Origin of the sequence: Terrabacter sp. Root85, assembly GCF_001429185.1 — a bacterium.
In the GTDB taxonomy this organism is placed as follows: domain Bacteria; phylum Actinomycetota; class Actinomycetes; order Actinomycetales; family Dermatophilaceae; genus Terrabacter.
Genome location: NZ_LMIW01000008.1, coordinates 121850 through 141512, shown reverse-complemented (window position 1 = coordinate 141512; position 19663 = coordinate 121850). Strand labels below are relative to the sequence as shown.

General features: G+C 70.7%; 19 protein-coding genes. 1 reads left to right on the top strand and 18 read right to left on the bottom strand.

Annotated features, from left to right (window positions below):
- Positions 1-167: 167 nt before the first annotated feature.
- The 15 genes from atpD to rpmE form a co-directional block, all read right to left on the bottom strand.
- On the bottom strand, positions 168-1628 hold the full coding sequence (gene atpD / locus ASE25_RS07205) for a F0F1 ATP synthase subunit beta (protein WP_056770479.1): 1461 nt from the start codon (positions 1626-1628) through the stop codon (positions 168-170).
- A gap of 27 nt (positions 1629-1655) precedes the next feature.
- Positions 1656-2588, bottom strand: a complete 933-nt coding sequence (locus ASE25_RS07200) for a F0F1 ATP synthase subunit gamma (protein WP_056770482.1) — start codon at positions 2586-2588, stop codon at positions 1656-1658.
- A gap of 104 nt (positions 2589-2692) precedes the next feature.
- Positions 2693-4324 (bottom strand): F0F1 ATP synthase subunit alpha, encoded by a 1632-nt coding sequence (atpA, locus tag ASE25_RS07195; protein ID WP_056824313.1) that lies wholly within the window; start codon positions 4322-4324, stop codon positions 2693-2695.
- Positions 4325-4393: 69 nt separating this feature from the next.
- Entirely contained in the window at positions 4394-5206 is an 813-nt protein-coding gene (locus tag ASE25_RS07190) for a F0F1 ATP synthase subunit delta (protein ID WP_056770488.1), read from the bottom strand.
- A complete protein-coding gene (locus ASE25_RS07185) occupies positions 5206-5808 on the bottom strand; it encodes a F0F1 ATP synthase subunit B (RefSeq protein ID WP_056770492.1) in 603 nt (200 codons plus the stop codon). Before ASE25_RS07185 ends, ASE25_RS07190 begins: the two co-directional genes overlap by 1 nt.
- Before the next feature lie 56 nt (positions 5809-5864).
- Entirely contained in the window at positions 5865-6074 is a 210-nt protein-coding gene (gene atpE / locus ASE25_RS07180) for an ATP synthase F0 subunit C (protein ID WP_020142944.1), read from the bottom strand.
- A gap of 125 nt (positions 6075-6199) precedes the next feature.
- Positions 6200-6982, bottom strand: coding sequence for a F0F1 ATP synthase subunit A (gene atpB / locus ASE25_RS07175; protein WP_056770495.1), 783 nt, complete (start codon positions 6980-6982; stop codon positions 6200-6202).
- Between the two features lie 148 nt (positions 6983-7130).
- Positions 7131-7424 carry an AtpZ/AtpI family protein gene (locus ASE25_RS07170; RefSeq protein WP_200959015.1) on the bottom strand — a complete coding sequence of 98 codons (294 nt, stop codon included), beginning with the start codon at positions 7422-7424 and terminating at the stop codon, positions 7131-7133.
- A 14-nt stretch (positions 7425-7438) separates the two neighbouring features.
- Positions 7439-7948 (bottom strand): hypothetical protein, encoded by a 510-nt coding sequence (locus ASE25_RS07165; protein ID WP_056770497.1) that lies wholly within the window; start codon positions 7946-7948, stop codon positions 7439-7441.
- Positions 7949-8092: 144 nt separating this feature from the next.
- Positions 8093-9190: a glycosyltransferase family 4 protein gene (locus ASE25_RS07160; RefSeq protein ID WP_056770500.1), complete on the bottom strand. Its 1098-nt coding sequence runs from the start codon at positions 9188-9190 to the stop codon at positions 8093-8095.
- 44 nt (positions 9191-9234) lie between these two features.
- Entirely contained in the window at positions 9235-10512 is a 1278-nt protein-coding gene (gene glyA / locus ASE25_RS07155) for a serine hydroxymethyltransferase (protein ID WP_056824309.1), read from the bottom strand.
- A 47-nt stretch (positions 10513-10559) separates the two neighbouring features.
- Positions 10560-11399, bottom strand: coding sequence for an L-threonylcarbamoyladenylate synthase (locus ASE25_RS07150; protein WP_056770506.1), 840 nt, complete (start codon positions 11397-11399; stop codon positions 10560-10562).
- A 55-nt stretch (positions 11400-11454) separates the two neighbouring features.
- The gene (gene prmC, locus ASE25_RS07145) at positions 11455-12324 is read right to left on the bottom strand and encodes a peptide chain release factor N(5)-glutamine methyltransferase (protein WP_056824306.1); all 870 of its coding nucleotides are present in this window, start codon (positions 12322-12324) and stop codon (positions 11455-11457) included.
- Complete coding sequence (gene prfA / locus ASE25_RS07140; protein WP_056824304.1) at positions 12321-13412, bottom strand: peptide chain release factor 1; 1092 nt, start codon at positions 13410-13412, stop codon at positions 12321-12323. Before prfA ends, prmC begins: the two co-directional genes overlap by 4 nt.
- A gap of 89 nt (positions 13413-13501) precedes the next feature.
- Complete coding sequence (rpmE, locus tag ASE25_RS07135; RefSeq protein WP_026863931.1) at positions 13502-13717, bottom strand: 50S ribosomal protein L31; 216 nt, start codon at positions 13715-13717, stop codon at positions 13502-13504.
- A 244-nt stretch (positions 13718-13961) separates the two neighbouring features.
- Here rpmE and ASE25_RS07130 point away from each other — a divergent pair, with 244 nt between their 5' ends.
- On the top strand, positions 13962-14945 hold the full coding sequence (locus tag ASE25_RS07130; protein ID WP_157623357.1) for a hypothetical protein: 984 nt from the start codon (positions 13962-13964) through the stop codon (positions 14943-14945).
- Positions 14946-14995: 50 nt separating this feature from the next.
- On the opposite strand, the gene ASE25_RS07125 is transcribed toward ASE25_RS07130, so the two are convergent.
- The 3 genes from ASE25_RS07125 to ASE25_RS07115 are packed head-to-tail and all read right to left on the bottom strand — an operon-like array spanning position 14996 to position 19661.
- Positions 14996-17161, bottom strand: a complete 2166-nt coding sequence (locus ASE25_RS07125; RefSeq protein ID WP_056824298.1) for a cell wall metabolism sensor histidine kinase WalK — start codon at positions 17159-17161, stop codon at positions 14996-14998.
- Positions 17158-18606 (bottom strand): glycosyltransferase family 2 protein, encoded by a 1449-nt coding sequence (locus ASE25_RS07120; RefSeq protein WP_056824296.1) that lies wholly within the window; start codon positions 18604-18606, stop codon positions 17158-17160. The genes ASE25_RS07125 and ASE25_RS07120 overlap by 4 nt, the downstream gene beginning before the upstream one ends.
- Entirely contained in the window at positions 18603-19661 is a 1059-nt protein-coding gene (locus ASE25_RS07115) for a HEAT repeat domain-containing protein (protein ID WP_056824293.1), read from the bottom strand. The genes ASE25_RS07120 and ASE25_RS07115 overlap by 4 nt, the downstream gene beginning before the upstream one ends.
- Positions 19662-19663: the final 2 nt, after the last annotated feature.

The window sequence follows — 19663 nt, the reverse complement described above, 5'->3', positions numbered from 1 at the left end:
GAGCGCCAGCTCCACGGCGTGCGAGCTGTCGCTGAGGTCCAGCCCGTGGCGGGCGCGGACGATCGCGGCGGCCACGACGGCCACCGCCAAGCTCGGCACCCACAGACGACGAACGGGGAGGGCCCAGAGGGCACCTCCCCGTCGTCGGGTGAATCGATCCATCCAGGTCAGAGGTTCTTCTGGATCTCCGCCCACTGACGCTCGACGTCGTCGAGGCCACCACACATGAAGAAGGCCTGCTCGGCGACGTGGTCGTACTCGCCGTCGGCGATCTTCGTGAAGCCCTCGATCGAGTCGGCCAGCGACACCGTCGAACCCTCGATGCCGGTGAACTGCTTGGCGACGTAGGTGTTCTGCGACAGGAAGCGCTGGATGCGACGGGCGCGGTTGACGAGGATCTTGTCCTCTTCGGAGAGCTCGTCGATACCGAGGATCGCGATGATGTCCTGCAGCTCCTTGTTGCGCTGGAGGATCGAGCGGATGCGCACGGCCGTGTTGTAGTGGTCGGCGGTCACGTAGCGCGGGTCGAGGATTCGCGAGGTCGAGGACAGCGGGTCGACGGCGGGGTAGATACCCATCGACGCGATGTCACGCGAGAGCTCGGTCGTCGCGTCGAGGTGCGCGAACGTCGTGGCCGGGGCCGGGTCGGTGTAGTCGTCGGCCGGCACGTAGATCGCCTGCATCGAGGTGATCGAGTGACCACGCGTCGAGGTGATGCGCTCCTGGAGGGTGCCCATCTCGTCGGCCAGGGTGGGCTGGTAACCCACGGCGGACGGCATACGGCCGAGGAGGGTCGAGACCTCCGAGCCGGCCTGCGTGAAGCGGAAGATGTTGTCGATGAAGAGCAGCACGTCCTGCTTCTGGACGTCGCGGAAGTACTCCGCCATCGTCAGCGCCGACAGCGCGACGCGAAGACGCGTGCCCGGCGGCTCGTCCATCTGGCCGAAGACGAGGGCCGTCTGGCCGAGAACGCCGGCCTCCTCCATCTCGACCATGAGGTCGTTGCCCTCACGGGTGCGCTCACCGACACCGGCGAACACCGACACGCCACCGTGGTCACGGGCGACACGCGCGATCATCTCCTGGATGAGCACGGTCTTGCCGACGCCGGCACCACCGAAGAGGCCGATCTTGCCACCCTGGACGTACGGGGTCATCAGGTCGATGACCTTGATGCCCGTCTCGAACATCGTGGTCTTGGACTCGAGCTGGTCGAAGGCGGGGGCCTTGCGGTGGATGCCCCAGCGCTCCTTGACCTCGAGCCGCTCACCCTCGGCGAGGTTCATGCACTCGCCGGTCGTGTTGAACACGTGGCCGAGCGTCACGTCACCGACGGGGACGGTGATGGGGCCGCCGGTGTCCTGCACGGACGAGCCGCGGACGAGACCGTCGGTCGGCTGGAGCGAGATGGCACGGACCATGTTGTCGCCGATGTGCTGGGCGACCTCGAGGTTGAGGTTCTTCGTCTCGCCCGCGAGGGTCACCTCGGTCGTGAGCAGGTTGTACTGCTCGGGCATGGCGTCGACGGGGAACTCCACGTCGACGACCGGGCCGATGATGCGGGAGATGCGTCCGACGCCGCCCGCGGGCGGGGCCGTCCACGTGGTGTCGCTGACAGCTGCAGTCATGGTGGTCTGCTTCCTTACCTGTGGGCGTTACTTCTCGGCGAGGGCGTTGGCGCCGCCCACGATTTCGCTGATCTCTTGGGTGATGCCGGCCTGACGGGCCTGGTTGGCGAGGCGCTGGTAGGTCTTGATCAGCTCCGTCGCGTTGTCGGTGGCCGACTTCATCGCGCGCTGGCGGGCGGCGAGCTCGGAGGCCGCCGAGCTGAGCAGCGCGGTGAAGATGCGGTTGCGGACGTACTTCGGCAGCAGCAGGTCGAGGACCTCGGACGCGCTCGGCTCGAAGGAGTACTCCGGGGGGATCTGCCCCTCTTCGTAGCGGTTGACGCTGAGGTCGAGGCTCTCGTCCTCGCTGGCGTCGTCGGCCTCCACGACCTCGAGGGGCAGCAGGCGCAGCACGAACGGGTCCTGGCGCACCATCGAGCGGAAGCGGGTGAACACGACGTGGATCTCGTCGTGGCCCCCCTCCTCGGTGGGCTTGAGGAAGTCGGCCGTGATGCGGTCGGCGATCTCCTTGGCGTTCTCGAACGTCGGGGCGTCGGAGAAGCCGGTCCACTCGGCGGCGTAGTCGCGCTTGCGGAACTTGTAGTAGCTCACGGCCTTGCGACCGACGAGGTAGGGCACGACCTCCTTGCCCTCGGCGGTCAGCTTGGAGATGAGCTCCGCGCTCTCCTTGATCGCCGCGACGGAGTAGGCACCGGCAAGTCCGCGGTCCGCCGTGATGATGACGACGCCGGCCCGCTTCGCGGTCTCCTTCGCCGTCGTCAACGGGTGGTCCTCGTTCGTGTTGGTCGCCACCGCGGACACGGCACGCGTCAGCGCGGTCGTGTACGGCATCGCCTCGGTGGCCCGCTGGCGGGCCTTGACGACGCGTGCGGCCGCGATCAGCTCCATCGCGTTGGTGATCTTCTTGATGGAGTTGACGGACTTGATGCGCTGGCGGTAGATCCGCATCTGCGCTCCCATGTGCTCCGCCTCTCTTGGTCTCTAAAGTCTGTGGTTGCCTGCAGGGTGGGCTCACGCCCGCTTCCGTATGCCGCCCGGCTGGCCGGGCGGCATACGGAAGGTGGTCACTTCTGCTTGACGATCTTCGCCTGGGTGATCTGGTCGTCGGCGATCTCGTCGAACTCCTCGTTGCCGGCCTCGAGGCCGTCCTTGCCAGTGCCCCGGAAGGTGAACTTGACCTCGTCGACGACCTTGGCCAGCGCCGTCTCGGTGTCCTCGTCGAGCTTGAGGGTCTCGCGGATCGTCTGGAGGATCTTGCCGTCCCGACGCAGCGTCTCGAGCAGCTCGGACTCGAAGGTCCGCACGTCCTCGACGGCGACGTCGTCGAGGCGACCGGTCGTGCCGGCCCAGATCGAGACGACCTGCTCCTCGACGGGGTACGGCGAGCTCTGCGGCTGCTTGAGCAGCTCGACGAGGCGCGCACCACGGGCGAGCTGGGCTCGCGAGGCGGGGTCGAGGTCGGAGGCGAACATGGCGAACGCCTCCATGGCGCGGAACTGCGCGAGGTCGAGCTTGAGTCGACCGGCGACGGACTTCATCGCCTTGATCTGCGCGGCACCACCGACTCGGGAGACCGAGACACCCACGTCGATGGCCGGACGCACGTTGGCGTTGAACAGGTCGGCCTGCAGGTAGATCTGGCCGTCCGTGATCGAGATGACGTTGGTCGGGATGTACGCCGAGACGTCGCCAGCCTTGGTCTCGATGATGGGCAGACCCGTCATCGAGCCGTGGCCGAGGTCGTCGGAGAGCTTGGCGCAACGCTCGAGGAGCCGCGAGTGCAGGTAGAAGACGTCACCCGGGTAGGCCTCGCGGCCCGGCGGACGGCGCAGCAGCAGCGACACGGCGCGGTAGGCCTCGGCCTGCTTGCTCAGGTCGTCGAAGACGATGAGGACGTGCTTGCCCTGGTACATCCAGTGCTGGCCGATGGCCGAACCGGTGTAGGGCGCGAGGTACTTGAAGCCCGCCGAGTCGGACGCGGGGGCCGCGACGATCGTGGTGTACTCCAGCGCGCCGGCCTCTTCGAGCGTGCCGCGGACCGACGCGATGGTCGAGCCCTTCTGGCCGATGGCGACGTAGATGCAGCGGACCTGGGCGTCCGGGTCGCCGGACTCCCAGTTGCGCTTCTGGTTGATGATCGTGTCGATCGCGACCGTCGTCTTGCCGGTCTGGCGGTCGCCGATGATGAGCTGGCGCTGGCCACGGCCGATCGGCGTCATCGCGTCGATCGACTTGATGCCGGTCTGGAGCGGCTCGTGGACCGACTTGCGCTGGACGACGTTGGGCGCCTGGAGCTCGAGGGCACGACGCTCCTCGGACTTGATGTCGCCGAGACCGTCGATCGGGTTGCCGAGCGGGTCGACGACGCGGCCGAGGAAGTCGTCACCGACCGGGACCGAGAGGACCTCGCCCGTGCGCTTGACGGTCTGGCCCTCCTCGATGCCCGCGAAGTCACCGAGGACGACGACGCCGATCTCGTGGACGTCGAGGTTCAGCGCGAGGCCGAGCGTGCCGTCCTCGAACTGGAGCAGCTCGTTGGTCATGGCCGAGGGCAGACCCTCGACGTGAGCGATGCCGTCACCGGCGTCAGTGACGCGGCCGACCTCTTCGCGGGAGGCCGCGCCGGGCTCGTAGGACTGGACGAACGAGTCCAGAGCGTCCCGGATCTCCTCCGGACGGATCGAAAGCTCCGTCATGTCAGATCTTCTCCTCGGTTTCGACCCGCAGGACGGGCCGGTGGTTGATCACAGCTGGTGGTGGGTGCCTCAGGCACCCATGGCCCGGCGGGCCGCGTCGAGCTTGCGGATGACGGTTCCGTCGATGAGCTCGTCACCGATCTCGACCTTGACCCCGCCCATGACCCGGGGGTCCACGACGGTGTTGACGTGGACCGTGCCGCCGTAGATGGCAGCCAGGCCCGCGGCGAGGCGGGCACGGTCGTCGTCGGTGAGCGGGACGGCCGAGGTGACGATGGCCGTCTGCTGCTCGCGGCGGCTCGAGGCCGTCTCGAGGTACTTCTCGAGGACCCGGTCGAAGCGCAGGCCGCGCGGGGCGACCACGGCCTGACGGGCCAGCACGAGGGTCTCCGGTGCGACCTTCTCGCGCAGGAGCGAGGACACGAGGTCGGCTCGCTTGTCGGCGGGCGCCTGCGAGTCGGCCAGCGCCGAGCGCAGCGGGGCGTCGGCCGCCACGATGCGCTCGAAGCGGAACAGCTCGTCCTCGACGCGGTCGGCACGGCCCTGGACCTCCGCCTCGGCGATGACGGCCTCGACGGCATACGACTCGACCGTGTCGGTCAGGTCACGCTCGGAGCTCCAGCGCTGGCCAAAGGCACCCTTGAGCACGACCAGCGTCTCGGCGCTGACCTTGCCCGCGAAGAGCCGCTCGGCGAGCTGGGCCTTGTCGACGCCTTCGCGGGACGGGTCGGCCACGGCGCGACGCAGGGTCGCGCTGCTGTCGATGATCCCGACGGCCGCGAAGAGCTCCTCGGCCAACCGCGAACGGTCGGCACCGGCAGCGAGGACGCCGGTGAGAGCCTCGCGGCTCGCCGCCGCTGCTGCGCGTGAGGGTCCCTGCATCAGGCGTCTCCGCCCGGGCTGCCGGCGGCGCCGCCGACCTTCTCGCGCACGACGTCGCCCGACTCGAGCTCGGCGAGGAACCGCTCGACGATGCCCTTCTGACGGGTCTCCTCGTGGAGGGACTCCCCGACGATGCGGCTCGCGAGGTCGGTCGAGATGCGGCCGACGTCGCCGCGGAGCGAGACGACCGCCTGCTGGCGCTCGGCCTCGATCTGCTTGTGCGCCGTCTCGGTGATCCGAGAGGCCTCGGACGCCGCGTGCTCGCGCATCTCCGCGATGATCTGCGCGCCCTGGGCCTTCGCGTCCTCACGGATGCGGGCGGCCTCGGAGCGGGCCTCGACGAGCTGCGCCTGGTACTGCTCGAGCGCGGCCTGGGCCTGGGCCTGGGCCTCCTCGGCCTTGTTCATCCCGCCCTCGATCGCAGCAGTGCGCTCGGCGTAGATCTGCTCGAGGCGCGGCACGACCTTCTGCTTCACGACGACGTAGAGGATCGCGAAGCACGCCAGGCCGAAGAAGAACTCGAGCGGGTGCGGGATGATCGGTGCCGCGGTGGCCCAGAAGCCGCCCTCGCCGCCCTCGGCGGTCACGGTCACTGCTTGCATGAGGTTCTCCTAGAGAGAAAGACGATCGGTGCTTCGGGCTGCCCCGGAAAGGGGCGTCAGCCCTTGAAGACGAAGGCGAGCGCGATACCGAAGATGGCGAGCGCCTCGGTGATGGCCATGCCGAGGAAGGCGATCGGCTGCAGCATGCCGCGGGCCTCGGGCTGACGGGCGACGCCGTTGATGTAGGCGGCGAAGATCAGACCGACACCGATACCGGGGCCGATGGCGGAGAGGCCGTAACCGAGGATGGCGATGTTGCCAGTCATGTTTATTCCATTCCTTCTTGTCTTGTCCGGCTGGCGGTTACCAGACGGGCGGGGGCGAAGCTGGTGTGTGGTGCTCGTGCGGTGGTGCAGTTCGTAGGGCGCCGGAGGCGCGGGAGGCGTCGGCCTCAGTGCTCGTCGGCGACCGCGCCGCCGATGTAGAGGGCGGCCAGCAGGGTGAAGACGTAGGCCTGGAGGAACTGGACCAGGATCTCGAACAGCGTCATGACGAAGGCGAAGATCCACGTGACGCCGCCGGCGATGACGAGGATGCCGCCGTTGGTGAGCATGTACCAGCCACCGGTGATGAACAGGACGATGAGGATGTGGCCGGCGAACATGTTGCCGAAGAGTCGCAGGGCGAGGGTGACCGGGCGCGTGAAGAGGTCGGTGATCAGCTCGAGGAAGAAGATCGCGGGGATCATCGCCTTGGGCAGGCCGGCGGGCACGAGCGACTTCCAGTAGCCGATGAAGCCGTGCTTGCGCATGCCGACGACGTGGAAGACGACCCAGACGATGAGCGACAGCGCGATCGGGAAGCCGATACGGCTCATCGTCGGGTAGCTCATCGGCGGGATGACGCCGAACAGGTTGTTGACGAGGATCGTCGTGAAGAGCGCGAAGAGCAGCGGGACGAACCGCATGAACTCCTTGCTGCCGATGAGGTCCTTGGCGATGCCGTTGCGCACGAGGCCGTAGACGGCCTCCGTGCCCATCTGGCCGCGGCCGGGCACGAGAGCCTTCTTCTTCGTCGTGGCGAGCAGGAACCACGCGACAAGGCCGGTGGCCAGGACCATGAGCAGGATCGGGCGGGTGATCGCGAACGGCCCGTCGGTCCCGAAGAGGGGCTGCCAGAACTCCTCGACGCCGGGGGCGGTGTAGTCCGTCGGGGCGGCGGCCACGATGCTCACGGGTTACTCCTTTGTAGGTTCTGGGCACTTCGGCTGACGACCTGCGTCAGGGGTGGAGAGTCGGTGCTCGGGAGTGGGCTCCCGGTGGGGCTCCACGTCGGCGGGCCGGCGGGCGACGCGCTGACGTGCGGCACGGAGGCCGTCGGGCTCAATGGGTACCGTATCGGAACCAGATCAGGTAGAGCGACAGGGCCATTCCACCCACGATCCCGACCCCGACGAGCCAGGTCGTGCCCAGCCAGTGGTCGGCCAGGGCACCGAGACCGCCGTAGATGAGCGGACCGGTGAGCATGTAGGCGACGGCACGCCAGGCGGAGTCCTGCTCGCGGGTGTTGAACCGCCGCAGCTCCTCGGCCTTGTCCTCCGCAGAGGGCTCGCTGGGCTCGCTGGGCACCGTGGGCTCGCTCGGGTCGCTGGGCTCCGGCGTCGGTGGTGTGGTCATGTCGACCTCCCGTGTCACGGCTCATCACGCGGCTCCCGGTGGGGCGCCGCCTCGGGCGTCGCGTCAGGCTTCGAGTCGGGCGTCGCGTCGAGCGAGGCCGCGCCGTCGGGGTCGTACGCGAAGATCCGCAGGCGCTTGTAGGCGCGCATCTCGAAGAAGAGCCAGACGACGGCGCACACCGTGATCGACAGGCCGATCGCGAAGCCCGAGGCCCACGTGACGTCGCGCAGCGCGAACATGACGACGCCGAGCACCAGCACCTTGAAGGTGTAGGTGACCATGACGATCATCATCGTCGTCGTGGGCGGCAGGTCGGCCGTGCGCTTCATGACGAGGAGCGTCAGGCTGAAGAAGAAGAGGACGATGGCGGCGCCGAGCGCGGCCGACCATGCGGCCTTGGGGCTCGAGAAGAGCCCGACGACGACGCAGACGAGGCCGGCCACGGCCGTCGGCAGCAGGGAGCCCCGGAGGAGCTGCGCGAAGGCATCTGACTGTGATGCGTCGCGTGCCGGTGTGGCGCTCAAGAAAACCTGCCTGGGTGCGTCGTGAGGCGTAGTGCGGGCGGGGTTCGGGCTGATCCGGATGATGCTCGGATCGCTTGTGTGGAAAGGACTTCCGGGCTCCTGTGGCGGTCTTCCCAGACTCCCCTCAGGTGCTTGTGAATGCTATCACAAGCGTTCGGACGGCCTCCACCGAGGAAGCCAGACGGTGAGCACGACACCCATCGCGGCGGCCGCCCCCACGACCGCGAGCGGACGGAGGCCGTCCCAGATGACGAAGGACACCGAACCCAGCGCCACGATGGCGGCCCACAGGTAGAGGATGAGCACGGCACGGCGGTGGCCGTGACCGATGCGTAGCATGCGGTGGTGCAGGTGCATCGCGTCGGGGTGCCACGGTCGCTGGCCGGCACGGGTGCGCCGGACCACGGCGAGCAGCATGTCGAGCAGCGGCAGCAGCAGGACCGCGAGCGGGACGAGGATCGGCAGGAACGCGGCCGACACGTCGTTGGCGCTGACCTCGCCCGGGTCGACGTTGCCGGTCAGGGTGATCGTCGCCGCCGACAGGAGCAGCCCCAGCGTCAGCGCTCCCGAGTCGCCCATGAAGAGTCGGGCCGGGTGGAAGTTGTGCGGCAGGAAGCCGGCACAGCAGCCCACGAGGGCGGCCGAGATGAAGGTCGCGGTCGAGAACACGTTGGCCGGCACGAACGAGCGCGACACGATGTAGCTGTAGACGAAGAAGGCGAACGCCGCGATGCAGACGACCCCCGCGGCGAGCCCGTCGAGCCCGTCGATGAAGTTGACGGCGTTCGTCGACGCGATGACGACCAGCACCGTGAAGAGCACGAGGACGGGGGTCGGCAGGATGGTCGTGCCGAAGATCGGCAGTGACAGCAGCTGCACCCCGGTGTAGGCCATCAGGCCCGCGGCGAGCATCTGTCCCGCCAGCTTGGTCAGCCAGTCGAGCTCACGGATGTCGTCGAACGCCCCGAGCAGGCACACGATGCCGGCTGCGGCGACGACGCCGAAGATCTGTTTCGTCGAGAAGAGCGTCCCGAGGTAGGGCAGCGCCCTCGCCACGAGCGCCGCCGCCACGAAGCCGATGTAGATGCCGACTCCCCCGAGCCGCGGGATCGGGGTCTTGTGGACGTCGCGCTCGCGGACGGCCGTGAACGCCCCGGTCGCGACGGCGACGCTGCGGACGAAGGGTGTGGCGAGGTACGTGACCGCAGCGGCCACGATGAGGACGAGGACGTACTCGTGCACCTACCGACCTTCGCTCGGGCGCCGACGCTGGCGGGGGGACTGACTCAGCGAGGGTATGCCGGGAAGCGCGTCACGAGGTCGGTGACCTCCGCACGCACGTCCTTGCTCACCGCGTGGTCGGGGTCGGCGTCACCCTCGGTGACGGCGCGGTGGATGAGCGAGGCGATCTGCTTCATCTCCTCCAGGCCCATGCCCTGGGTCGTGACCGACGGCGTGCCGACGCGGATGCCCGAGGCGATGTTGGGCTTCTGCGGGTCGAAGGGGATGGCGTTCTTGTTGAGCACGATGCCGGCCGCATCGGCCCGCTCCTCGGCCTCCTTGCCGGTGACGCCGACGCCCTGGAGGTCGAGCAGCGCCAGGTGGGTGTCGGTGCCGCCCGTCGTCGGGCGGATGCCGAGCGACAGCAGGCTGGCCGCGAGTTGCTGGCTATTGGCGATGACGTCCTTGGCGTACTGGGCGTACTCGGGCGTCGCGGCCTCCTTGAAGTTGACCGCCTTGGCCGCGATGGTGTGCATCTGCGGGCCGCCCTGCATCATCGGGAAGATCGCCTTGTCCATGGCGGCGGCGTGCTCGGCCTTGCAGACGAGGGCGCCGGAGCGCGGGCCGCGCAGCACCTTGTGCGTCGTGAAGGTGACGACGTCGGCGTACGGCACGGGCGAGGGGATGGCCTTGCCCGCCACGAGGCCGATGAAGTGGGCGGCGTCGACCCAGAGGATCGCGCCGACCTCGTCGGCGATGGCGCGGAAACGCTCGAAGTCGATGAGGCGCGGGATGGCCGAGCCGCCGGCGCAGATGACCTTGGGACGGTGCTCACGGGCGAGGGCCTCGACCTGGTCGTAGTCGATGTCCTCGCTCTGCTGGTCGACGCCGTAGTGCACGGCGTTGAACCACTTGCCGGAGAAGGAGACCGTGGTGCCGTGCGTCAGGTGGCCGCCCATCGGCAGCGCCATCGCCAGGATCGTGTCGCCCGGAGCCATGAAGGCGCCGTAGACGGCCTGGTTGGCGCTCGCGCCGGAGTGCGCCTGGACGTTGGCGTGGTCGGCGCCGAAGAGGGCCTTGGCGCGCTCGATCGCGATCGTCTCGGCCTTGTCGACCTCGGAGCAGCCGCCGTAGTAGCGGCGACCGGGGTAGCCCTCGGCGTACTTGTTCGACAACGTCGACCCGAGGGCCGTCAGGACCGCGGGCGAGCTGATGTTCTCGCTCGCGATGAGCTGCAGTCCCCCGCGGATGCGGTCGAGCTCCGACAGGAGCACCCCCGCGATGTCGGGGTCGAAGGACTGCAGGGCACCGAAGTCGGAGCCGTAGAACGTGTCGTCAGCCATGGGAGTTCTCCGGGGGGTCGGGAGTGGGGCGCGAGCGCGAGCCAACTCTATTGCGTCGTGCTGGCACCGTCGGACGGCCGCTCGGTCGTGGACACGTCGTGCCACTCGCCGAGCGTCTCGGCAGCCTCGGCCGGCGCCTCGCCCCCCGGCTCGACGTCGGCTTCCGCGTCCGGCTCGGTCGCGGGGTCCGCCGCGGGAGTCGCGTCGGCCTCGGCCGCCGGCTCGGCGTCGGGCTCGGGGGCCTCGAGGACGGGCTCGGGCACGAGGGCCTCGTCGAGCTCGTCCTGGCTCACGGCGCCGAGGCGCAGGGTCACGGGGGTCTCGCCGGTGCAGTCGACGATCGTCGAGGGCTGCCCCTCGCCGGCCGGGCCGCCGTCGAGGTAGACCCCGACGGACTCGCCGAGCATCCCGACCGCCTCGTCGACCGTGCGGGCCGCGGGGTCGCCGGTCGTGTTGGCGCTCGTGACCGCCATGGGACCGATGTCGCCGAGCAGCTCGAGGGTCATCTCGTGGGCGGGCACGCGCAGGGCCACGGTCCCGTTGGTCTCGCCCAGGTCCCAGTGCAGCGACGTCTGCGCCTTGAGCACGAGCGTCAGCGGTCCGGGCCAGAACTTCTCCATGAGCCGCTGGGCGTAGTCGGGCACCTGCGTCGCGAGGCCCTGGGCCGTGCGGGCGGTCGGGATGAGGACCGGCGGCGGCATGTCGCGGCCGCGGCCCTTGGCCGCGAGGACGGAGGCGACGGCGGTGGCGTCGAAGGCGTCGCAGCCGATGCCGTAGACCGTGTCGGTCGGCAGGACGACGATCTCGCCGCGTCGGACGGCCGAGGCCGCGGCCGGGATGCCCTCGGCACGCCCCTCGGGGTCGGTGCAGTCGTAGCGCTCGCTCACGGGCAGAGCCTACTGGGGCGCGGTCGAGCGCCCGGGCGCCGGGCCGACCCGTGGGTCAGACGCGGCGGCGCGCCACCGTCACCCGCGGGCGGGCGGACAGGTCGTCGTGGTCGGTGACGTCGGTCCACTGCCCCGTCGCCGCGAGGCGGCGGGGCAGGCTCTCGCCCTGTGAGTCGGCGTGCTCGACGAGGACGAGGCCGCCGGGACGAAGCAGCCGGGCGGCCGTCCGGGCCACCGCGAGCGGGATGGCCAGGCCGTCCTCGCTGCCGCCGTAGAGCGCGACGTCGGGATCGTGGTCGCGCACCTCGGGGTCGACGGGCACGGCGCCCACGGGGATGTAGGGCGGGTTGACGGTCACGACGTCGACGGCGCCCGCCCAGTCCTCGAAGCAGGGCAGCGTCGCGTCGCCCTGCTCGAGCCGGACGTCGAGACCCAGGCGGTCGCGGTTGGCCACCGACCAGGCGTACGCGTCGGGCGACAGCTCGAGGCCGCGCACGTCGGCGTCCGGTCGCTCCGCCCTGACGGACAGGGCGATGGCGCCGGAGCCCGAGCAGAGGTCGACGACCCTGACGGCCTCGGCGCCTGCTGCCGACAGCCGATCGACCTCGACGAGCGCGAGGTCGACGAGGACCTCGGTCTCGGGCCGCGGCACGAAGACCCCCGGGCCGACCGACAGGGTCAGGCGGCGGAAGTGGGCGCGGCCCGTCAGGTGCTGCAGCGGGACCCGCCGGGCCCGCTCCTCGACGAGGACGGCGTACGACCCCGGGAGCGTGCGACCGCCGAGCACCATGAGGCGGCGGACCTCCGAGGCGTCGACCTCGAGCACGTGGGCCGCGAGCTCGACCGCGTCGACGTCGGCGGAGGCCACCCCCGCGTCGCGGAGCCGCGCAGCAGCAGCCCGGACACCCTCGCGCAGGTCCGTCACGCGCGCGGCCCGTCGCCCTCGGCGAGCGCCGCCAGCTTGGCGGCCTCGTCGGCGTCGAGCGCCGACTGGACGACGGGGTCGAGGTCTCCGTCGAGCACCGAGTCGAGGTTGTAGGACTTGTAGCCGGTGCGGTGGTCGGAGATGCGGTTCTCGGGGAAGTTGTAGGTGCGGATGCGCTCCGACCGGTCGACGGTGCGCACCTGCGACCGACGGGCGGCGCTCGCCTCCGCGTCGGCCTCGTCCTTGGCCATCTGGTGCAGCCGCGCCCGGAGCACGCGCATCGCGGCCTCCTTGTTCTGCAGCTGCGACTTCTCGTTCTGGCACGACACGACGAGGCCCGAGGGCAGGTGGGTGATGCGCACGGCCGAGTCGGTCGTGTTGACGCTCTGCCCGCCGGGGCCGCTGCTGCGGTAGACGTCGATGCGCAGGTCGTTGGGGTCGATCGTCACCTCGACCTCCTCGGCCTCCGGCATGACGAGGACGCCGGCCGCCGAGGTGTGGATGCGCCCCTGGCTCTCGGTCACCGGCACGCGCTGGACACGGTGGACGCCGCCTTCGTACTTGAGGCGGGCCCACGGCCCTTCGCCCAGCCCGGGAGCGCTCTTGGCGCGCACCGAGACCCGGACGTCCTTGTAGCCACCCAGGTCGCTCTCGGTCGCGTCCTCGACGGCGGTGCGCCAGCCGCGCTGCTCGGCGTAGCGGAGGTACATCCGCAGCAGGTCGCCTGCGAAGAGGGCCGACTCGTCGCCACCCTCCCCCGCCTTGACCTCGAGGATGACGTCGCGGTCGTCGTCGGGGTCGCGGGGCACGAGCATCCGCCGCAGGTGCTCCTCCGCGGCCGCGAGGCGGGCCTCGAGCGAGGGCACCTCCTCGGCGAACGACGCGTCGTCGGCAGCGAGCTCACGTGCAGCCTCGAGGTCGTCGCCGGCCGCCGTCCACTCGCGGGCGGCGGCGACGGTCGGCGCCAGGGCGGCATACCGCTTGTTGAGGGTGCGCACGAGGTCCTGGTCACCGTGCACGGCCGGGTCGGCGAGCTGCAGCTCGAGCTCGGCGTACTCGTCGAGGATCGACTGGACGGAATCGAGCACGGCAGGCCCTTCGGCTCAGGGGACGGGTCGGGGTAAAGCGAACGCCGGCTCCCGACGACCGAAGTCGTGGGAGCCGGCGTGCGGGAGACCTACTTGGCGGCCTTCTTGCCGTAACGGGCCTCGAACCGGGCCACGCGGCCACCGGTGTCGAGGATCTTCTGCTTGCCCGTGTAGAACGGGTGGCACTGCGAGCAGACGTCGGCAGAGATCTTGCCGGACGTCTCGGTGCTGCGCGTGACGAACGTGCTGCCACAGGTGCAGGTCACCGTGGTCTCGACGTACTCGGGGTGAAGGTCCTTCTTCAACGTTGTCTCCTTGAGGTAGTCGGCCGGGTCGGTGTCATCGCTGCTCACGCTGGGGAGCTGCTCTCCCGTGAACCGGTCCAAAGGAAGAGTGTGCCAGATCGGCGCACCTCCTCCCAAACGCACGAGAGGGCCGCGGCATTCCCCCACCCGGACGCGGCGACGACGCGTCCCGGACATGCATCGATCGGGGGCGTTCGAGTGTCTTTCCTCCACGACGGGGCCGGCGGAGGACGAGGATGCGCGCATGGGTGTCAGGGGCAGGGTGGGTGGGCGCCGCGCGGCGGTCGCCGGAGCGGTCGCCGTGCTGCTCTCGACCGCGGCGTGCTCGGGCGCCGGCTGCTCGTTCGACGACTGTCCCGAGGTGTCCGCGACGGAGGCCGGGCCGGTCACCGGCGCCGACCCCTCGGGGGCCGTCCGCTGGACGACGAGTGTGCCGGACCTGCTGAGCGAGCCTCCGGTCGTCAGCAACGGCCACGTCGTCATCGTCGGCTGCCACGCCACCCACGTCGTCGACGTCACGTCCGGCTCCGTCTCGACGCCGACTGGCCTGGCCGACGTCATCGGCGTCGTCCAGGGGTATGCCGTGGGGGCCCCTGCCGAGGGTGACGCCGTCCTCGCCGCCGAGCGGCTCGACGGCGGCCCGGGCGGCTGGTCGTGGCAGGAGTCACCGGTGGACGGCGACGCCGACCGTGCCTACCGCGCGTCGGCCGTCGTGAGCTCCACCGCGGTCGTCGGCGTCCGCGGGCAGACGCTCGTCGCCTGGTCGCCGGACTCGGGCTCGTGGGACTCGGTCGAGGTGGCGCTGCCCGTGGGCACCCGGTCCGGCCAGCGCCTCGCGGCGGCCGACGACACCCACGTCGTCGTCCCGGGCTCGGACGGCTCGGTCCTCGGGGTCGACCTCGCTGCCCGCGCGGTGACGTGGCGCGTGCTGCCCACGCGACCCGACGCTCCGACGGACGTCAGCGTTCGCCTCGCGGGCCGGGACGTCGTCGCCGTCGAGGTCTGGTACCCGCGGACGACGGCCGCGGCCGTCACCGGCGAGCCCGTCTGGGTCACCGAGCGCTGGTCGCTCGACGCGCGCACCGGCGAGACCCGCTCTCCCCGGGTGACGAGCTCCGGGACGAGGCCGCGGCCGACGACGCCGACCGGGGACGTGCTCCGCGACCCGGCGACCGGATGGACCGTCACGCAGCAGCTGCGGGGCCGCCCCCGGGGCGGCTGCTTCTGAGGATCCTCGGGACTCCCGGCGCGGCTCCCGGAGTGCCCCGCCCCCTGATGTCAGCGCCGGGCCGGGACCTTCGCCGGCTGGGCGACGGGGAGCACCACCTGCATCGTCGTGCCCTCCCCCTCGACCGACGCGATGACGAGCTCGCCGCCGTGGCCCTCGACGATGGCACGCACGATCGCGAGCCCGAGACCCGTCCCGGGGATGGCTGCGGCCGTGGCGTTGCCGGCACGGAAGAAGCGCTCGGACAGGCGCGCGAGGTCGCTGGCCGGGATGCCGATGCCGGTGTCGTGCACGGAGATGATCGTGGAGTCACCGGAGCGCTCGGCCGACAGCAGCACCTGGCCACCTTCTGGGGTGAACTTCACGGCGTTGGAGCCGAGGTTGATCAGCGCCCGCTCGACCTGTCCACGGTCGACCCGGACGACGAGGTCGTCGGGCACGTCGGTGCAGAGCAGCTGCACTCCCCCGGCGGCGGCCACCGGCTCCATCGTCTCGGTGACCGTGCGCAGGAGGTCACGGACGGCGACCTCCTCGGACACGGCCTGCAGGCCGCTGATCTCGATCTTGTTGAGGACGAGAAGGTCCTCGATGAGCCCGCGCAGCCGCGTCGCGTTGCGTCCGATGATGTCGAGGGCGACGTGCTGGCCGTCGGAGACGTCGCCGAAGTCGCCGTCGACGAGCAGCTCGAGGTAGCCGCTGATCGAGGTCAGCGGGGTGCGCAGCTCGTGGCTGACGGTCGCCATGAAGTCGGTCTTCTGGCGGTCGAGCTCGGTGAGGCGTCGCACCTGCTCGTCCTGCATCTGTGACAGGCGCAGCGCGACGATCGACTGGGCGGCGATGGCCGCACACTGCTGCGCGGCCTGGATCTCGTGGCGGTGCCAGCGGCGCGGCGCGCTCACCATCATCACCGAGAGGATGCCCAGGCCCCGGCCGCCCGTCCCGACCGGGAGCATGAGCAGGGACCGGGCCCCGGTGGCCCGGTGGAAGGCGCGGGCACGCTCGTCGTCGTACGCCTGGTGGGCGAGGAGGTCACCGAGGTCGAAGAAGCCGACGTCGCGGCGGAGCTCGTCGTTGACGGCACCGACCTGCTGGGCGAGCGAGCGTGGGAGCGGCGGCAGGTCGGGCAGGTCGTCGGTGTGCCACTGGAGGCGGTCCTCGATCGTCTGGCCGTCCTCGCCGAGGGTGTAGAGCAGCACGCGGTCGGCGCCCAGGCCGGCGCCGAGCTTGGTCGTGACCCGCTGCAGTGCCTCGTGGACGTCGACGGCCGACCGGGCGCCCCGGCCGACGTCGAGGACGAGCTCCTGCATCTCGAGCACCGCGGCCTGCTGGTCGACGAGGCGGGCGTTGGCGCGGGTCAGGTCGTTGAAGTCGCGCGCGAGCATGCGGACCTCGAGCGCGCCCTCCTCCTGGTTGGCCATCGCGATGACGTCCTCCTCGGCCTGCCGGCGCACGACCTCACGCAGGCGAGCGAGCGGGAGGCCGACCGCGCGGTCCATCCCGAAGCCGGCCGCGATGAGCACGAGCACGACGACCGCCGCGACGGCGATGATGACGCCGGACGTGATGCCGGTCGCCTCGCGGGACTCGACGCGCGCGGCGTCGCGCTGGGAGCGGATGGCCTCCTCCAGCGAGCCGTTGGCCGACAGGAACGCGGCGTAGGCCGTCTCGACCCGGGTGCGCTGCCGCGCCTCGGGCGTGGTCGGTGCGGTGCCGGTGCTCCCCGGCTCGGGGGTGCCGGGCGTGCTGGAGGGGGGTCCCGTCGGGGCCTCGTCCGGAGGTCCGCTGGGGACGTTCTCGAGCGAGGCCTCGGCGGCGGTGAACCAGCCCTCCACGGCGGTGCGCTGCGCCGCGACGAGCGGTGCGAAGCTGGCCCGGTCGTCGGCTGCGAGCTCCTCGTGCTGCGTGCCCGCCTCGACGACGGCCAGCTCCTTCTCGACCCGGGGGCGCAACGAGAGCGGGTCGAGGGGGGCCGGGGCACCGACGACCTTCTCTCGCCAGGCCCCCTCCGCGCGGGTCATGTCGAGCAGCACGGCGCTGTTGGCCTCGCGGGCCGGCCCGAGCGCGAGCGTCAAGGCCCGCACCGAGGCTCCCTGCGAGTGGATCGTGGCCACCGAGATGATGGCTCCGATCGGCACGAGGATGACGAGGATGCCGATGAGCAGCCGGATCTGGCTGCCGACGGAGCGCCTCGAGACGACCGGCAGCCCGCCCGTCACGCGGGGTCCTCGTCGAAGCCCGTGCGGGTCATGACTCCCCAGACGTGCTTCTTCCCGCGCAGGCTCGACCACCACCCCTCGAGGCGCCACCACACGGTGGCCTGGCGGTAGCCGATGTTCTCGAGGACCGACGCCGCGATGGTCTGCCAGATGGCACGCCACCGGTCGTGCTTGTGGAAGGCCCACTCGTCGACGACCATCGCGGACAGGGTGACGAGCACGGCATACCCGTAGGCCAGCACGAGGAAGAGGATCGCGAAGGGCACGTTGACGATGCCGAGCGCCAGCGCGAGCGGCACGATGATGATCCCGAAGAGCTCGAGCAGCGGTGCGAACAGCTCGAAGAGCCAGTAGTAGGGCAGGGCGAGCCAGCCGATGCGGCCGTACTTCGGGCGGAACAGCATCGAGCGGTAGGCCCAGAGCGTCTCCCAGAGACCGCGGTGCCACCGGCGGCGCTGGTTGCGCAGCACCTTGGCGGTGACGGGGACCTCGGTCCAGGAGACCGGCTCGGGCACGAACTCGATGGAATAGTCGCGGCCCTCGTCGCGCAGCCGCTTGTGGATGCGCATGACGAGCTCGAAGTCCTCGCCGATGCTGTCCGGGTCGAGACCACCGACCTCGACGACGACGTCGCGCCGGAAGAGACCGAAGGCCCCGCTGATGAGGATGAGCCCGCCGAGGCGCGACCACCCGGTGCGGCCGAGGAGGAAGGCCCGGAGGTACTCGACGAGCTGGATGCGCGGGATCCACGTCTGCGGCATCTCGACGCGGACGATGCGGCCCGACACGACGCGGCTGCCGTTGACCGGGCGGATGGCGCCGCCGGTCGCGACCATGCGCGTCGGGTCGTCGGCGAAGGGACGGGTGACGTGGAGCAGGCCGTCGGGCTCGAGGATGGAGTCCCCGTCGATCATGGCGACGAGCGGCTCGCTCGCGGCGTTGATGGCGACGTTGATCGCCTCCGAGCGGCCGGAGTTCTCCTTGCGGACGACGACGAGGCGGGTGCGGCCGTCGCGCGGGACGAAGATGCCGAGCACCTTGGCCCGGATCGGGATCTCGTGCGGCAGCTCGCGCGGGACCTGGACGAGGTCGAAGGCCTCCTCGAGGCGGGCGAAGGTCTCGTCGCTGCTGCCGTCGTCGACGACGACGACCTCGTGCCGCGGGTAGCGCAGTGTGAGGAACGACTTGACCGCCATGACGATGCCGGCCTCCTCGTTGTAGGCCGGGACGAGCAACGACACCCCGGGGGCCAGGCCCGCTCCCTGCCAGGTGACCGCCGTCGACCGACGACGCTGCTGGGCTCGGAACTCGAGGTAGGCCAGCACGATGAGGACGAGCAGCGAGGTGTTGATGAGGATGAAGTAGATGATGATCGGCACCGCCGTGACGTCCATGCTCCACAGGACGAAGGACCGCAGCCCCTCGACGAAGCCGTCCCAGCTCATGCAGACGCCTTCTGCAGGCTGGCCAGCAGTCGCGCGGAGCGCACGGCGGGGTCGTTCTCGTGGCCCGCGAGGGCGTCGCGACCGTCGGGACCCATCGACAGCAGGGCCGTCGCCGCGAGCTCGGCCAGGCGCGGGTCCGAGTCGTCGAGCAGGACGGCGAGCGCGGGGATCGCCTCCGCCTCACCGAGGTCACCCAGGGCGATCACGCAGGCCCGGCGCAGGGCCAGTGGCTCGGAGGGCACCGTGTGCCGCACGAGGATGCCGACGTCCTCACTCCGGCCGAGGCGGCCGATGGCCGAGGCGCTCGTCTCGCGGACCGTCAGGTCAGGGTCGGCGTCGAGCAGTCCGCGCAGCTCCGGGAGCCCACGGGTGAAGCTGCGTTCGCCACTGAGGTGGGCGGCGACCATGCGGGTGCGGGCGTTGGGGTCGGCCATCCCGTCGCGCAGCACCTCCGAGATGCCGACACCCATCGACTGCAGGGCCTCGGCCGCCGTGGCCGCAGGCAGCCCGCGCTCGGGTGCGCCGATCGCCGCGAGCACCGGGCCGGCGGCCGCGGGGTCGCCGATGAGCCCGAGCGCGTAGGCGGCGCTGTTGCGCACCTCGACCGCCTCGTCGCCGAGGGCCTCGACGAGCAGCGGGACCGTGTGCCCGGCGCGGGCCAGGCCCAGCAGCTGGGCTGCCCGCGCGCGCTTGACGGTGGAGCGGCTCGACATCTGCGCGACCGCCGCGTCGACGGCGCCGTGGACCTCGAGGACGTGGACGAGCTGCTCGGCGGGGACACCGCGGATCTTCGTCAGCATCTCGACGATGTTGCGGTCGAGGACGGTGCGAGAGACGCCGGTCGCCCACGTCAGCTGCTCTGCGGCCGCGCCGTCGTCGTCCTCACCCGAGGCCACCGTGATGAGGGGCGGCCGGAGCGGCGAGAGCAGCATCTCGTCGCGCTGGGTGCGGCTGTGTCGTCGCGCGCGGACCGCGACGACGGCGAGGATGAGCAGCACGCACGCGCCGAGGATGACGACCGTGGCTCCGACGAGCAGCGCCGCCCCGATGATCACGA

Excerpts from the sequence above, each read along its gene's own strand:
- atpD (WP_056770479.1), bottom strand. The coding sequence starts at position 1,628 with ATGACTGCAGCTGTCAGCGACACCACGTGGACGGCCCCGCCCGCGGGC.
- ASE25_RS07200 (WP_056770482.1), bottom strand. The coding sequence starts at position 2,588 with ATGGGAGCGCAGATGCGGATCTACCGCCAGCGCATCAAGTCCGTCAAC.
- atpA (WP_056824313.1), bottom strand. The coding sequence starts at position 4,324 with ATGACGGAGCTTTCGATCCGTCCGGAGGAGATCCGGGACGCTCTGGAC.
- ASE25_RS07190 (WP_056770488.1), bottom strand. The coding sequence starts at position 5,206 with ATGCAGGGACCCTCACGCGCAGCAGCGGCGGCGAGCCGCGAGGCTCTC.
- ASE25_RS07185 (WP_056770492.1), bottom strand. The coding sequence starts at position 5,808 with ATGCAAGCAGTGACCGTGACCGCCGAGGGCGGCGAGGGCGGCTTCTGG.
- atpE (WP_020142944.1), bottom strand. The coding sequence starts at position 6,074 with ATGACTGGCAACATCGCCATCCTCGGTTACGGCCTCTCCGCCATCGGC.
- ASE25_RS07170 (WP_200959015.1), bottom strand. The coding sequence starts at position 7,424 with ATGACCACACCACCGACGCCGGAGCCCAGCGACCCGAGCGAGCCCACG.
- glyA (WP_056824309.1), bottom strand. The coding sequence starts at position 10,512 with ATGGCTGACGACACGTTCTACGGCTCCGACTTCGGTGCCCTGCAGTCC.
- ASE25_RS07130 (WP_157623357.1), top strand. The coding sequence starts at position 13,962 with ATGGGTGTCAGGGGCAGGGTGGGTGGGCGCCGCGCGGCGGTCGCCGGA.
- ASE25_RS07120 (WP_056824296.1), bottom strand. The coding sequence starts at position 18,606 with ATGAGCTGGGACGGCTTCGTCGAGGGGCTGCGGTCCTTCGTCCTGTGG.